15 protein-coding genes are annotated in these 15,327 nt (G+C 39.1%); 11 read left to right on the top strand and 4 right to left on the bottom strand.

Annotation, left to right across the window (positions count from 1 at the left end; translation table 11 throughout):
* Nucleotides 1-133: 133 nt before the first annotated feature.
* Complete coding sequence (locus H5115_RS13510; protein WP_182755754.1) at nucleotides 134-559, bottom strand: hypothetical protein; 426 nt, start codon at nucleotides 557-559, stop codon at nucleotides 134-136.
* 340 nt (nucleotides 560-899) lie between these two features.
* Here H5115_RS13510 and ccoN point away from each other — a divergent pair, with 340 nt between their 5' ends.
* The 11 genes from ccoN to ttcA all read left to right on the top strand — a co-directional run bounded on the left by ccoN (nucleotide 900) and on the right by ttcA (nucleotide 11,008).
* Nucleotides 900-2,333: a cytochrome-c oxidase, cbb3-type subunit I gene (gene ccoN, locus H5115_RS13505; protein WP_002961515.1), complete on the top strand. Its 1,434-nt coding sequence runs from the start codon at nucleotides 900-902 to the stop codon at nucleotides 2,331-2,333.
* Between the two features lie 12 nt (nucleotides 2,334-2,345).
* The gene (gene ccoO, locus H5115_RS13500) at nucleotides 2,346-3,020 is read left to right on the top strand and encodes a cytochrome-c oxidase, cbb3-type subunit II (protein ID WP_024597379.1); all 675 of its coding nucleotides are present in this window, start codon (nucleotides 2,346-2,348) and stop codon (nucleotides 3,018-3,020) included.
* A gap of 6 nt (nucleotides 3,021-3,026) precedes the next feature.
* Nucleotides 3,027-3,212, top strand: a complete 186-nt coding sequence (locus tag H5115_RS13495) for a CcoQ/FixQ family Cbb3-type cytochrome c oxidase assembly chaperone (RefSeq protein ID WP_024597380.1) — start codon at nucleotides 3,027-3,029, stop codon at nucleotides 3,210-3,212.
* Entirely contained in the window at nucleotides 3,209-4,243 is a 1,035-nt protein-coding gene (gene ccoP / locus H5115_RS13490; protein WP_182682646.1) for a cytochrome-c oxidase, cbb3-type subunit III, read from the top strand. The genes H5115_RS13495 and ccoP overlap by 4 nt, the downstream gene beginning before the upstream one ends.
* A gap of 149 nt (nucleotides 4,244-4,392) precedes the next feature.
* On the top strand, nucleotides 4,393-4,884 hold the full coding sequence (locus tag H5115_RS13485) for a FixH family protein (protein WP_002963075.1): 492 nt from the start codon (nucleotides 4,393-4,395) through the stop codon (nucleotides 4,882-4,884).
* A gap of 8 nt (nucleotides 4,885-4,892) precedes the next feature.
* A complete protein-coding gene (locus H5115_RS13480; protein WP_182755752.1) occupies nucleotides 4,893-7,268 on the top strand; it encodes a heavy metal translocating P-type ATPase in 2,376 nt (791 codons plus the stop codon).
* Nucleotides 7,265-7,432 carry a cbb3-type cytochrome oxidase assembly protein CcoS gene (gene ccoS, locus H5115_RS13475; protein ID WP_002963071.1) on the top strand — a complete coding sequence of 56 codons (168 nt, stop codon included), beginning with the start codon at nucleotides 7,265-7,267 and terminating at the stop codon, nucleotides 7,430-7,432. The genes H5115_RS13480 and ccoS overlap by 4 nt, the downstream gene beginning before the upstream one ends.
* Complete coding sequence (locus H5115_RS13470) at nucleotides 7,425-8,096, top strand: sulfite exporter TauE/SafE family protein (RefSeq protein ID WP_182755750.1); 672 nt, start codon at nucleotides 7,425-7,427, stop codon at nucleotides 8,094-8,096. The genes ccoS and H5115_RS13470 overlap by 8 nt, the downstream gene beginning before the upstream one ends.
* Nucleotides 8,097-8,166: 70 nt before the next feature.
* Complete coding sequence (locus H5115_RS13465) at nucleotides 8,167-8,904, top strand: FNR family transcription factor (RefSeq protein WP_182755748.1); 738 nt, start codon at nucleotides 8,167-8,169, stop codon at nucleotides 8,902-8,904.
* Nucleotides 8,905-9,007: 103 nt separating this feature from the next.
* Complete coding sequence (gene uspE, locus H5115_RS13460) at nucleotides 9,008-9,940, top strand: universal stress protein UspE (protein WP_182755746.1); 933 nt, start codon at nucleotides 9,008-9,010, stop codon at nucleotides 9,938-9,940.
* A gap of 153 nt (nucleotides 9,941-10,093) precedes the next feature.
* Entirely contained in the window at nucleotides 10,094-11,008 is a 915-nt protein-coding gene (gene ttcA / locus H5115_RS13455; protein WP_002963067.1) for a tRNA 2-thiocytidine(32) synthetase TtcA, read from the top strand.
* An 83-nt stretch (nucleotides 11,009-11,091) separates the two neighbouring features.
* On the opposite strand, the gene H5115_RS13450 is transcribed toward ttcA, so the two are convergent.
* The 3 genes from H5115_RS13450 to H5115_RS13440 all read right to left on the bottom strand — a co-directional run bounded on the left by H5115_RS13450 (nucleotide 11,092) and on the right by H5115_RS13440 (nucleotide 14,891).
* Nucleotides 11,092-12,153, bottom strand: a complete 1,062-nt coding sequence (locus tag H5115_RS13450; RefSeq protein WP_182755745.1) for a hypothetical protein — start codon at nucleotides 12,151-12,153, stop codon at nucleotides 11,092-11,094.
* 55 nt (nucleotides 12,154-12,208) lie between these two features.
* Nucleotides 12,209-13,279, bottom strand: a complete 1,071-nt coding sequence (locus H5115_RS13445) for a hypothetical protein (RefSeq protein ID WP_182755743.1) — start codon at nucleotides 13,277-13,279, stop codon at nucleotides 12,209-12,211.
* 286 nt (nucleotides 13,280-13,565) lie between these two features.
* On the bottom strand, nucleotides 13,566-14,891 hold the full coding sequence (locus tag H5115_RS13440) for a PAS domain-containing methyl-accepting chemotaxis protein (protein ID WP_182755741.1): 1,326 nt from the start codon (nucleotides 14,889-14,891) through the stop codon (nucleotides 13,566-13,568).
* Nucleotides 14,892-15,327: the final 436 nt, after the last annotated feature.

The raw sequence follows: 15,327 nt of genomic DNA, 5'->3' as shown, positions 1-15,327 counted from the left end.
CTATTGAAGTTTTGTCAGTATTAAAACCTAAAAAGGTAATTTTATTGATCTTGTCACTCAAATAATCGTATGTATAAGAAAACGAACTCACATCAAAAATGTAAGCTGTATACAAGAGCTTGTAGTCGCGACTTTAATACGTTACGTAAAAAGAGTAATTGAGTGTTTGTATTACAGAGGTGGCATTATCTTTAACGGTTAGTTCTAAATTCCAAAGCATATTTTGCTCTGAACAAATACCAACCATAGTATTACTTTGCCAAAGATCATTATTTTTTTTAAAATTTTGGGGAATGTACCCCATGTACATAGTGATGGCTTTAAGCTTGGCATCTTCAATTGTAACGTTTGCAGGTAAGTCACTAAAGATAGTAAATGGGGTTTCGGGGGAAAGGGTTTTCTCGCTTAACCATACTTTAACATCATTTGAAAAAGTACAAGGCAAATTGGCTTCGCACTGGGCATTCTTAAGAAATTTTTCATCTGTATTTTTAGAAAAATCACACGCTGTTAATAAAAAAAACACCACAGTGAATAAACTTAACCTATATATAAGCATAACAATTTCGCACTAAAGAAAAGCAAATACTAATAATCGTGACTGTAAATAACAAGTGCGAGTGTTACTATTAGGCCAAATTAGGCACAAACTGTATCAAAAAATAAACAACAAGCTCACAAAGTTTGATTGATGTCATAATTTTATGTAATTGACCTATCTTTTTTAGGCCAAAAAATTTATCATTTCACCCGCAAAAAATAAGGGTTTCTCAAGTTTTTTTTCTGAAGTTTTCATGTATTGAAAGTTTTAGGTAACACGCTTGAGAAAAATAGTAGGCCCCACTTTTAATAGTGGGTAATTCATTTCTAAACGCATTTATTGCAGCGGAAGCCAGAAAATGAGCCAAACAGTAGCATCACAAACTGAGTATAACTATAAGGTTGTACGCCAATTCGCTATTATGACAGTGATTTGGGGCATCGTTGGCATGAGTATTGGGGTTCTGATTGCTGCCCAATTAGCTTGGCCAGCACTTAACTTTGATACACCATGGTTAACTTACTCTCGACTACGTCCGTTACACACGAACGCAGTAATTTTCGCATTTGGTACTAGTGCACTGTTTGCGACGTCTTATTACGTCGTACAACGTACTTGTCAAACGCGTCTTTTCTCAGACAAACTCGCCGCCTTTTCATTTTGGGGCTGGCAGCTAGTTATTGTATTAGCAGTAATTACATTACCACTTGGTATTACTAGCTCAAAAGAATACGCAGAACTTGAATGGCCAATCGATATTTTAATCGCTGTGGTTTGGATTGTTTACGCTATTGTATTCTTTGGTACTTTAATCAAGCGTAAAGTGTCGCACATTTATGTTGCTAACTGGTTCTATGCTGGTTTTATTATTACTGTTGCAGTACTACACATTGTAAACAGCATGGCAGTGCCTGTGTCGTTAACTAAATCATACTCAATCTACGCAGGCGCAGTAGATGCTATGGTTCAGTGGTGGTACGGTCATAACGCTGTAGGTTTCCTATTAACTGCAGGTTTCTTGGGTATGATGTATTACTTTGTACCAAAACAAGCAGGTCGCCCAGTTTACTCATACCGTTTATCGGTAGTTCACTTTTGGGCATTAATTTCATTATATATTTGGGCTGGTCCTCACCACCTTCACTACACTGCGCTTCCTGATTGGACGCAAAGTTTAGGTATGGTTATGTCTATTATCCTATTCGTACCGTCTTGGGGTGGTATGATTAACGGTATTATGACCCTATCAGGCGCATGGCATAAACTACGTACTGATCCAGTACTACGCTTCTTAGTTGTTTCATTGTCTTTCTACGGTATGTCTACGTTCGAAGGCCCTATGATGGCAATTAAATCTGTAAATGCGTTATCTCACTACACAGATTGGACAATCGGCCACGTACACTCAGGTGCACTAGGTTGGGTTGCTATGATTTCAATTGGTGCTATTTACCACTTAATTCCTGCGTTATTTGCGCAAGGTCGTATGTATAGCGTTAAATTGGTTAACACCCACTTCTGGTTACACACTGTAGGTGTTGTTTTATACATTGTTGCAATGTGGATCTCTGGTGTAATGCAAGGTCTAATGTGGCGTGCGGTAAATGCCGACGGTACATTAATGTACAGCTTTGTGCAGTCTTTAGAAGCATCGCATCCTTTCTACATTATGCGTTTTGTAGGCGGTGTATTCATCGTAACAGGCATGTTAGTTATGGCTTATAACGTTTTCCGTACAATTTCAGCTGAGAAAGAATCTCTGAAGTTAGACGCGCAAGCACAATTAGCATAACGGAGTGAGATGATGAGCAATAAAAATTCACAAAACAAACATGAAATAGTAGAAAAGAACGTTGGCCTTATGGCTATTCTGACTGTTTTTGCTATCAGCTTTGGTGCATTAGTTGAAATTACTCCGCTAATGTTCCAAGACGACACAACTAAACCAGTAGAAGGCCTACGCCCTCTTAATGCTTTAGAAATGGAAGGCCGTGACATATATGTACGTGAAGGTTGTTATAACTGTCACTCACAAATGATCCGCCCTTTTCGTGATGAAGTTGAGCGTTACGGTCACTACTCTGTAGCAGGCGAATCAGTATGGGATCACCCTTTCCAATGGGGTTCTAAACGTACTGGTCCTGATCTTGCTCGCGTTGGTAAACGTTACTCGGACGACTGGCATTATGCTCACTTAGTTGACCCACGTGCTGTGGTTCCTGAGTCGAATATGCCAGGTTTTCCTTGGTTAGCAGAGGATAAGGTAGATACAAGCCTGACTCTGAAAAAACTACAAATTTTCCGTGATACTTTTGCTATTAACCCAGAAAACCCTAAACACCCGGGCCTAGGTTATGGCAGCGACGAAGAACTTAAAGCTGATGTTGAAAAAGTTAACGCTATGAATAACGGCGAAGGCGCAACAGAAATCCAAGCTCTAATCGCGTATTTACAGCAACTTGGTACCCACTTGAAGTAAATTATTATGGATTACGGAACATACAGAGGCATTTTGACTCTGGTAATTTTAGTATTGTTTATTGTGATTGTTGTATGGGCATACAGCAAGCGTAGCAAAAATCGTTTTGATAGCGCTGCTAATGCCATTTTCGAAGATGAAAAAAAACATAACAACACACTCTCTAACGAGGAAAAGGAGTCTGAAAAATGACTAGCTTTTGGAGTATTTGGGTTATTGTATTAACCCTTGCATGCTTATGCATCATCTTTGGCCTATTAGTTTGGAACTTAAAAAACTATGCTGGCGTAAAAGAAGGTGAAAGCTGTGGACATGAATTTGACGGCATTGAAGAGCTAAATAATCCACTACCAAAATGGTGGACTTACATGTTTTTCGCAACTTTTATTTGGTCAGTATATTATCTTGCAGCTTACCCAGGTTTAGGCAACTGGGAAGGTTTAGGTAAATGGACTAGCTCTAATCAAGGTATTACGTCTTTAGCTGAATCTAAAAAAGCAGTTGCAGATGCAAAAGCAGAAGGTCGCTTTGTTAAACTTGATAAAGAGTATGAAGCTGCAGAAGAACGCTTTGGTCCTATTTTTAATCGACTTGCACAAGTGCCGGTTTTAGATTTAGTTAATTCTAAGTTTGAAGGTGACGCAGCGCAGCAAGTTGCTCTTGAAAATGGTGACAAACATGAACAAACAGATGGTCAATTAGCCATCGAAATTGGTCAGCGTTTATTCTCACAAAACTGTGCGCAATGTCACGGCTCTGATGCACGTGGTGGAACAGGCTTCCCTAACCTAACTGATAAAGATTGGTTATATGGCGGTACACCAGACAAAATTAGAGAAACACTGCTTAATGGTCGTATAGCTGCAATGCCAGCTTGGGGCGATGCTCTTGGTGAGCAAGGCGTTAAAGAAATGACAGCACATGTGTTGAGCCTTTCTGGTCGTACTGTTAACCAAAAAGATGCAGCCGCAGGTAAAGCTAAGTTTGCTATGTGTGCCGCATGTCACGGTGCTGACGGTAAAGGGTCGGTTGCACATAACCTACCATTTGGCGCGCCTAACCTGACTGATAACATTTGGTTATACGGTGGTTCTCAACGTGCTGTTGAAGAAACGCTTAACCATGGCCGTGCTGGTGTAATGCCTGCTTGGAAAGACATTTTAGGTGAAGATAAAATTCACTTATTAACAGCCTACGTTTACAGTTTATCGCAAGATAAATAAGCACGCGGTTAATAAAATGTTTATAAATTAATTTATTTAATTCAATAGATTAATCCAGATCAAAAAAGCCTCCAGTCGGAGGCTTTTTTTTAGTCTTTTACGTATAATTCCTATAAAATAACGCTTCCTAAACTAATTTTAGAGACACTATGCAACCTACTCCGTGGTATAAAAATTTTTGGCCTTGGTTTTTAATCTTTTTTCCGTTAGTTGCCATTATTGGCTGTATTAGCTTATTTATTACGGCAATAGGTAACGGCCCAGATATGGTTGTTGACGACTACTACAAAAAAGGCAAAGCAATAAACTTAGAACTGACTAAGTTTGAAAAAGCAAAAGCACTTTACTTACATGGCGAATTAAATGTAACCAACGAGCGTGTAAGCTTTAAGTTTACAAAAGGTGACAGTAGCAACGTACATGTTTTAAAACTTTCGTTTTACCACCGTACTATTAAAGCGCATGACTTTGAGGCCACACTTACACCTAATGCCAATCAAGAATTTACTGCATTACTTGATAAGTATACGCCAGGTGCATATTCTGTATTTATTGAGCCAATTGATGGCAGCTGGAAACTAAAAGAAAACATTGTTCTACCGACGGCTGAAACCGTTTTAGTTACTCCTAACTATAAGTAATCATCACTATGTCTCACTCTTGCTTTCATTGCCTTGAAAGTGTGCCAAACGGATTTAGCGCAAACGTTATAATTGACGATATAGCCCAGCCAATGTGTTGCATTGGCTGCCAAGCAGTTGCGCAAAATATTGTTGAACAAGGTATGACTGATTATTATAAATACCGAACTGTTCGCGCAGGCAAGGTTGAGCAACTGGTACCTGAGCAACTCGCATTTATAAAAAGTTATGACAACGAAGACATTCAAGACGAATTTATAGCTACTAACGATAATATCTCAGAGGTATTGTTGAGTGTTGAAGGTATAACCTGCGCAGCGTGTGCATGGCTTATCGAAAAACAACTCTTAAACTTAAATACTGTAAAACGGGTTGATGTAAATACTTCCACCAACCGCGCGATGATCCAATGGGATAAAACCAGCACCCCATTGAGTGAAATTATTACTTCCTTAGCCAAAATTGGTTATAAAGCCTACCCATTTCAATCAGATATTGAAGCTCAACAAAAGCAACAAACTGCCAAAGCCTATATTCGCCGCTTAGGTGTTGCAGGCTTAATGACCATGCAAGTTATGATGTTTGCGTTTGCCATGTACTTTGGCATGTTTTCAGGCATGGATAGTAATTTTGAGCAGTATTTTAGATGGATCAGCTTAGTACTTGCCTCTCCGGTTATTTTATATAGCGCACTGCCTTTTTTAACCAACGCCATAAATGGCTTAAAAGCAAAACAGCTCAATATGGACTTACCCGTATCGCTGGCTATTTTTGGTGCGTTTGGCGCAAGTTGTTACGCCACATTTATGCAAGTCGGCGAAGTATATTTTGAATCTGTGTGCATGTTTACCTTTTTACTTTTATTAGGTAAGTATCTTGAATTTAGAGCGCGTTTAAAAGCGAGCGAATTTACTGCCAACTTACAAAAATTATTGCCATTAACAGCCCGCACCATTAACGACAGTGGTGAAGAACTTATAATTGCAGCCAAAAAACTAAAACTTCATGACGTAGTACTCATTAAAGCGGGTGAAACAATCCCTGCCGACGGCGAGCTTATTAGGGGTAAAACTACGGTTGATGAATCAATGATGACGGGCGAACACCAACCCGTTACAAAATTTATCGGTCACAATGTCTACGCCGGTTGCGTTAACCACGACGGTGTTATTGAAATAAAAATCAATAAAATTGGCCAAAATACCCTTTTAAATCAAATTATCCGCTTGCAACACAACGCATTAACTAAACGCCCTAAACTGGTTGAAATTACAGATAAAGTTGCGCAATGGTTTATAGCGTGCCTGCTTATATTTGCTTCACTTACAGCTATTGGCTGGTACCAAATTGACCCTGAACACGCATTTTGGATCACCATTTCGGTTTTAGTTGCTACCTGCCCATGTGCCCTGAGTTTAGCCATACCAACCGCACTTACATGCGCGGTTGCAACCTTGACCCGTAAAGGCGTATTAATAAAACAAGCGCATGTGCTCGAAACACTCTCACAAATTACGTTATTTGCGTTTGATAAAACAGGCACACTCACCCAAGGTAAATTTAGCCTTGATGAAGTAGATATACTCGATAAGCAATACACAAAAGCGCAAGTGCTAGATATAGCAGCTATGTTAGAGCGTTATTCTGAACACCCTATAGCCAGCGCATTTGATGAAATTACTCCTGCTCACCACAATCTTAATAACGTTGAAGTGCATCCAGGTCTGGGAATTAGCGCACAAGATGCAACTAATCATTATGCAATTGGTAAAAGTGGTTGGTTTAATAGCAAAAAATCAAATGCACAAGCAAGCTTGTATATAAATAAGCAGGTTGTTGCACGTTTTTACTTTATTGATAAAGTAAAAAACGATGCTAAAAAGCTTATAGACTCACTTCAATCGCAAAATTTAACGTGCCATATGTTAACCGGTGACGCATCAGATGCAGGGCAAAAAGTAGCTAAACAACTCAACCTTGAAAGTGTGCAATCTGGGTGTTCGCCACAAGATAAACAAACAGCCGTTGAACAATGGGCGTCACAAAACGAAGTTGTAGCAATGGTCGGCGATGGCGTAAACGACAGCCCTGTATTTGCCAGTGCGCATTTATCCATTGCAATGGAAACCGGTGCTGACATATCAAAAAATAGCGCCGATGTAGTGCTCCTTAATAGCGATTTAGCGTCAATTGATCATTTACTCAATGTGGCAAAACAAACCAGACGTATTATTAAGCAAAACCTTGCGCTGTCTTTATTGTATAATGCGTCCATATTACCATTGGCAGCACTGGGCTTAGTTGCTCCGTGGATGGCTGTTATTGGCATGTCTGCCAGCTCAATTATTGTGATTAGTAATTCACTAAGGCTATTAAAGTTATGAGCATAATTTACATTTTGATCCCCATTGCCATTTTGTTTGTCATTATTGCTATAGGCGTTTTCTTTTGGGCCGTAAAGAGTGAGCAGTTTTCTGATTTAAATAAGCAAGGTCATAGTATTTTGTTTGAAGATGACAAAGAGCAACATAACAAAAGTAATGATTGATCCTCTTTACACCAGCGCATTTTTAATGGGGCTAATAGGTAGCGGTCATTGCATTGCCATGTGCGGCGGTATTGCAAGCTCATTACAACTGGCAAGTGATAAACGCAAAACATTCACCTATTCATTTGCCTATAATACCGGGCGTGCACTGAGCTACATGGCAGCAGGTGCACTTGTTGCTGGTATTAGCAGCCAATTTGCTAGGCAAAACACATCTTTTTCTTTAGCACTTTCATTCATTGCAGCTATTTTTATGCTCCTAGTCGGCGTGTATATAATGCGCTTGGGTCCTACGTTGCAATGGTTAGAGAAAATAGGTAAAACCTTAGTGTGGCAACACATTGTTAAGCTAAATAAATACTTAATGCCTATTAACTCGCCTTTTAAAGCTCTAGGTTACGGTGCTTTGTGGGGATGGCTTCCATGTGGACTTGTTTACTCAGCACTTACATGGGCGATGACTAGCCCAAGTGCCCTAGACGGTGCTTTAGTGATGCTTTGTTTTGCTTTGGGTACTTTTCCCGCAATGATCACGTTAGGCGTTACCGCACAAAAACTAAATAGTATTATTAACCACCCTTGGACCCGAATTGGATTGGGCAATGTTACAATCTGGTATGGTATCTACTTATTGATAATTGCAACTGACAAGCTGATACAATAACCTATTCGCAGTATTAACCTTTTATGGTTATTTTGCAGTCGTGTGTATAAAAATTTAAACGGATTAAATTATGGATTTCTCTCAAAGTCGCGCTAAAAGTAATTGTGCTATTAGCTGTAATAACTGCAGTATTAGTCAATTGTGCTTGCCATTTTCACTCAATGGCCAAGAAATGGATAAGCTAGACGAAATTATTGAGCGAAAAAAACCACTCCATAAAGGCGATTATCTATTTGAATCAGGCGCGCCTTTACAGGCTATTTATGCTGTACGTTCTGGCTCATTTAAATCGTACACATTATCAGAGCAAGGTGATGAGCAAATAACCGGGTTTCATTTAGCGGGTGACTTAGTAGGCTTTGACGCAATAAGCAAAATGGCGCACCAGAGTTTTTCGCAAGCACTCGAAACGTCAATGGTATGCGAAATTCCATTTGATACCCTTGACGAACTTGCTGGTAAATTACCAAAACTTCGTCAACAAATAATGCGCTTGATGAGCAGCGAAATTACATACGATCAAGAAATGCTGTTATTACTTAATAAAAAATCAGCAGAAGAACGCTTAGCTAGTTTTATTTATAACTTATCAGAGCGTTTTGGTGAACGTGGTTTTTCGCGTAAAGAATTTAGATTTACCATGACTCGCGGTGAAATAGGTAACTACTTAGGCCTTACCGTAGAGACCATTAGCCGTTTATTAAGCCGTTTTCAAAAAGCGCACTTAATTAAAGTAGAAGGTAAATTTATTACTATTTTAGATAACGATGCCTTAGCTAAAACGGCAGCAATCGTTAAGCCTCGCTAAATTAAATAGTTTGATTTAGAACAACAATTTATATGCTACCCCTTTAACTGTTTTATATTTGCGTTACACTAATTGTACACCCGTTAGGCAAATGGAGTAGCATATGAACACTATTAAACGCATTATTGCGGTTATTGACCCTACCAAAGACGATCAACACGGTTTATCACGTTCAATAGACTTAGCCAAAAAATCTGGCGCAAGTATTACCGCCTTTATGACGGTTTACGACTTCTCTTATGAAATGACAACGATGCTATCTGGTGATGAACGCGAAGCAATGCGTGATGCCGTACTAAAAGATCGCCAGCTATGGCTAAACGATTTAGTTTCCCCTTACAAAGATATAAATATTGAAACCCAAGTGGTTTGGCATAACCGTCCTTATGAAGCCATAATCGATACTGTAATTGATCAAAAGTACGATTTAGTAATTAAAGGCACACATCAACATGGTGCACTTAAATCCGTTATTTTCACCCCTACCGACTGGCATTTAGTACGAAAATGCCCTGCCCCGGTGTTGTTTGTTAAAGAAATGGCATGGCCAGAAAACGGTAATATTTTAGCTGCTGTGAATGCGGTTAGTGAAAACGAAGAACATGTAGCACTTAATAAACGGGTAATTAAAGACGCACAATTTTTATGTGAACTTGCCAACGCAAAACTTAATTTAGTTAATGCTTATCCTGCAACGCCCATAAATATAGCAATTGAAATTCCTGAGTTTAACCCTGGACTTTATAACGAATCAGTTAAAAAACACCACATTGAATCAACCAATGCACTTGCTGCTGAGTTTAATTTAAGCCAAGAGCAATGTTTTATTGAAGAAGGCCTACCAGAGGATGTAATCCCTGATGTAGCTAAGCGGTTAAATAGCGAATTAGTTGTTATTGGTACCGTTGGTCGTACAGGCTTAAGTGCCGCTTTAGTAGGTAATACAGCAGAGCATGTAATTGATAGCCTTGACTGCGATGTACTGGCACTCAAGCCCGATGGTTACGTAAGCCCGATGGCAAAGAAACTAGATTAATTAAAAATTTAGCAAGTAACAAACTGGATATTACTTGCTAAAAATACCGTGTTTAATTACATCCTAAACTCGCATATTCAGGTGGTTTGGGTATAATACGCCCCTTTATTTTTAGCAAATAACTTTGCTGTATTGTTTTACTAGGGGGCGTAATTGTCACACTCAGATCAAGCTAAAGCTCAATTTAACTTAAATAAGCTACAAAAGCGTTTACGTCGCCAAACTGGTCAAGCCGTTATGGACTTCAATATGATTGAAGAAGGTGACCGTATAATGGTGTGTTTATCAGGTGGCAAAGACAGCTACACAATGCTTGAAATGCTTCAACATTTAAAACGTGTAGCACCTATAAAGTTTGATCTCGTTGTTGTAAACCTAGATCAAAAACAACCAGGGTTTCCTGAGCACGTTTTACCCCAGTATCTTGATAAATTAAATGTAGAATACAAAATTGTAGAAGAAGATACCTACAGCATTGTTACTGACATTATTCCTGAAGGTAAAACAACCTGTTCACTTTGCTCACGACTGCGTCGTGGTATTTTATACCGCACAGCAAATGAGTTAGGCGCAACTAAAATAGCCCTTGGCCACCATCGTGACGACATGATTGAAACGTTGTTTTTAAATATGTTTTACGGTGGAAAACTAAAAAGTATGCCGGCTAAATTAATGAGTGATAACGGCGAGCATATGGTTATTCGCCCACTTGCATACTGCAAAGAAAGCGATATAAGCCAATACGCATTTGCACAAGGTTATCCAATTATTCCGTGTAACCTATGTGGTTCGCAAGAAAACCTACAGCGTAAACATACAAAAGCAATGCTCGCTAAATGGGATGCTGAGCACCCAGGCCGTATTGAGAGTATTTTTACAGCAATGCAAAACGTCGTGCCTTCACACTTAGCCGATGCTGATTTGTTTGATTTTAAAAACTTACAAACCGGTGAAGTCATTGATGGTGGCGATATAGCTCTTGATAAGCCAGACATTCCTAAAGTGCCTGTTACAAATGAGCTTGATGAACAAGAAGCGCCAAGTGTAGTTACTATAAATCTAAGCTAACATATCTAGGCTAACAAATTTAAGGGGGGTTGTATTTATGTACAACCCCCTTGAATTTACCAATTCAGCCTTACGTTGTCTTTTTAACTCTCAGCTAGGCCTTGTAAAAACTCTAAACTTAACTTTTCTTGTGCATTAGTCTGATACGGCAACTGCTGTAAACTGTCGTACGAGAAATCGTTTATATCAAAATGGCTTATTTCACTATTCCCAAAGCTGTTACGCTCACCTGGGCTTGGCGACATTCTTTCTATTACAAAGTCACTTAAGCGCATATCGTTAACGCCCTTAGGTAATACTGACCAATGAGCTTTTAAGTCTACGGTTTGGCTCCCTTGTGTTAAGCTTTCCTTAGATACCAAATGAGCAAGTGGTGTATCACCACTATATAAATTCGCCCTAACACGATACAAACCACTTTTTATCACCGTTAAATTAGCTGGCATAATCATGTTTTCATTTTGAGCATAAGCAATTTCAAAACCTGTCAAAGTAGCACTTGGCGGCATATATTGAATTTGCGCAACTACGGGTACTTTTTTGCCGTCAACATCGCCCTGCACATACACTTGCAAACTACGAGGGTAATCTTCATCTTCTTTAAATGTAATAATTGCCTCACCTTCACGCGCATTGCCCGTATGGGTATTAAATACTTCCTTTGTATCAGTATTTGCAAGTTCAACGACCACTTTACCAAGCCCTTGAGCGCTTACCTTTATTGTTATTTCTTCTGGGTATACAAAACGATATTGTTTAAGACTTACCGTTAAAGCATCGCCGCTTTCACCTATGGGGCTCGACACAGGATAAAATTGATTTGGCTTTAATCGATCTTCATCTAAAGGACTCAAAGGTTGGGAATAAGGAGGAAACTTAAGTGCACTTTCGTATTGCATCACCACTTGCTGCGCTGCTTTTGTTAGGTCTTCATTAAACGCAATTTGCTTTTTTGATTGTGGTTTTTTAGCTTTAGGCACATCTATAGGGATCACTTTTACAGGCGATAAGTCAGGTGCGTTCGCGCTGTGTTTAATCTGTGGTTTTATTGGCTCAGCAACTTTATGAGCATCATTTTTACCAGTAAACCATAGCGAGAATAAAATAGTGCTAATAATTAAAGCAACGACATAAAATTTTTTCATTTTTATATTTCAATCTTTTATAAGGCGTATAGTTTTTAACTACACGCCTTCTATGTTATGGAATCACATTATAAATAAGTGCTGATGCACTTAAATTATTTGAATCCCTAATATAACGATATTGTTTTTTCCAAAACCAACTACCTGTAGTTTTATCAAACGTATTAAACCCTACGTTATTACCTTCAACATTTACGTTATTCATGGCTATTGTGACATTACCTTTACGCTGCGCGTTATGTATTTCGTTATGGCTATAACTGTCACTCATCATCATTGGATAATGATTTGGCATAAAGCTACTAACAGCATCACCTTGCGATTTTAAATGGCCATCTGTATCAATACTGCTGCTACAACTTCCAAACGAGCCAGCCGAACTTGCACCACATGAAGAGTGCGATGCTACAACCGAATCATCATTACCTTTTAAAAATCCACCTGTTAAGCCTAAATACGCATTACCATCTGCCACAAAGCGTAAACGAGGTGTACGTGCATCAGGAAATGGCGATATTTTACGGGCATTATTCACTTTTAAATCGTGTAATACACCAACAGCTTCGGTTACATCGCTCCCTAGCCACCATTTGAGTGCTGCATCGACCGCAAAGTTCCATGATGCGCCAGTTAAAGCACTAACTGCTACATCTGCAAGCTCACTTCCACCACCCGCGCCTGCTAAATCAAACGTCGCAACAATATTAAGCGGCTGTAAGCCTGCGTTTTCTAACCAGTTTTCTTGGTTATCAATAATATGGCGTGCAACTAAGTCGCCTGTTGAATGTGTTACAAATACACAGCCATCACTGCATAAATTAGAGCGTGAAATTTGCTTTAACTTTGGCCACACCCAATCGGTAGCAATTTTATCTTCAATTCGCTCATAAGCAGGCCAATCAATTCGCTCATCTGCACGATTATTCCAGTACGATTGCCAATATGTTTCACCGTCATTAATTACATCACTACCCGACTTATTGGTTATTTGCGAAGTTTGTAACCCGTGAATTAATATAATTTTGTAGTCTTTACTCGCAGCAGAAAAGCTCATTAGCATAGCAAGCCCAGCACCAATTAGGTGACTTGGTTTAATTAATGTGTGTGTGCGCTTAGTGTTGTTCATACAATTCCTTAATGTTGTGTACGTAATATTTTATTATCATTTAAGGTATTCATACTAGGGCTTGTCAGCCTTGGCGTTCATCAGTATTAGGAACAAAGAACAAAAATGCAACAATTTATTATCATTTATAGGGATGAAGAAACTTATTACTTGTTATTTAATGGGTTAATAAAGAATAGTTGTTAAATTTAAAATTATCAGGGATGTTTCGAGAGTAATATTGAGGGGGGTTAGGTTGAGCGGGTACCGGTAAAGGTGCCCGCTTTAGAATAAGGACGTAACTAATCTAGCCGTTAGCTTTGAGTTCACTGGTAAATTGCCCAATCGCATTTACAACTTCTTGTGCGCCTTGCTGAATTTCCTGCATCACATCACCCGACTCTTTAGATAGTGCTAAACCTTGCTCTGCTTTTTCTTTACCTTTTTCTATTACAGCCACCGTATTTTGGGTTTGTGATTGGTTACGCTGTACTACTTCTACTATTTCTTCTGTTGCTTTTGATGTACGAGATGCAAGCAATCGAACCTCGTCTGCAACCACAGCAAAGCCTCGCCCTTGCTCGCCAGCTCTAGCCGCTTCAATTGCGGCATTTAGTGCTAATAAATTGGTTTGCTCTGCAATACTACTAATACTTTGTACAATACTCGATATTTGTTGCGACTGCTGATCAAGCGCTGAAATTTCACTTGCAGCTTGCTCCATGTTAATAGCCAGCTCGGTCATTACTGCAACTGTATCTTGTATAACGCTCGCGCCTTGCTCTGCTTTTTTATCAGTTTGGGTTGAGGTGCTATAAGCAATTTCGGCAGCCTTAGATATCGCAATTTCTTGATTTACTTGCTCTGTAATAACTGTTGCAAACTTCATTACTTTATAAAGCTCATTCACGTCATTTGAGATTGGGTTATATGACGCTTCTAACCATACAACATTGCCGTATTTATCAACACGCTTAAAGCGCTCCGCTATAAACTGTCCTTCTCTTAATTTAGTCCAAAACTGTTGATACTCTTGGGAATTATACTCTGAAGCTTCACAAAATGTGCGATGGTGTTTTCCTATTAATTCACTTTCTTGATAACCCATTGCTGATAAAAACTGCTCATTTGCTTTTAAAACATGGCCTTCTAAATCAAATTCAATTACTGCCATAGAGCGATATATCGCTTTGATAGTGTCGCTTTGCTCGCGGGAAGCCGTAATTGTTTTTGTAAGCACACTCCCGAATATAGAAAAATAGAGCAACTGATCTTGCTCCCCTTTTACAGGATGTACTATTAAACGTAACCATTCAGCTTTACCATCACCGCGCGCAATTTGTAATGCACCGCCCCAATGTCCTTCTTTTTTTATAGCTTGCTGTAGGCTTTTAAATTCTGAAGATTGACGAGATGACTCAGTAATAAAATCATCAAAAGAGTTATTAGTAAGATCGTCTTCGTTGTAGCCTAAGTTTTCTAAAAACCTATCATTGGCGTGCGAAATTCTGCCATCATAGAGAATGTTCAGTACTAACATCTCTCGGTAAAGCCCTTCCCACACTTGTTGTAACGGATAGAGTTCTGCTTTTAAAGAGGCTATTTCATTTTGCTTATTTTTAGAAAAAAACATTAATATCCTTACTAGGGCGTGTTGACCTTTGTGGATTGAAATTTGTTCAATCTAGGGACGATTAAACCACGGCGCGAGGTTTGTAACCTAGTGGGCTCGATAACTGCTCCTGCGTTATTCTAATGGCTTACATCCATGTAAGAATAAGTAAAACCGAGCAAAGCTTCCGCGTCCTGCTCACGCCCCTTACCTACATCCATGTAGGCAACAAAGAGTTAATCGTCCCTAGAAAGAACCCAAAGGGCAGCGTATGTTTGGTATTTATACTACGTTATCGCCTATTTATGGGGAATACCACACTACATAGGCTCTGCCTTGACTAAAAACCAAACACACTACTGCAAATTCACCCACCAAAGATCAACACGCCCGAACACATTCAATATAAAATTAACTTTAGTATAGAAGACATTTATAATAACGCGATAAATAACAA

Origin of the sequence: Pseudoalteromonas sp. SR44-2 (assembly GCF_014163745.1) — a bacterium.
Taxonomy (GTDB): domain Bacteria; phylum Pseudomonadota; class Gammaproteobacteria; order Enterobacterales; family Alteromonadaceae; genus Pseudoalteromonas; species Pseudoalteromonas distincta.
This window is presented reverse-complemented; position numbering and strand designations above follow the sequence as displayed.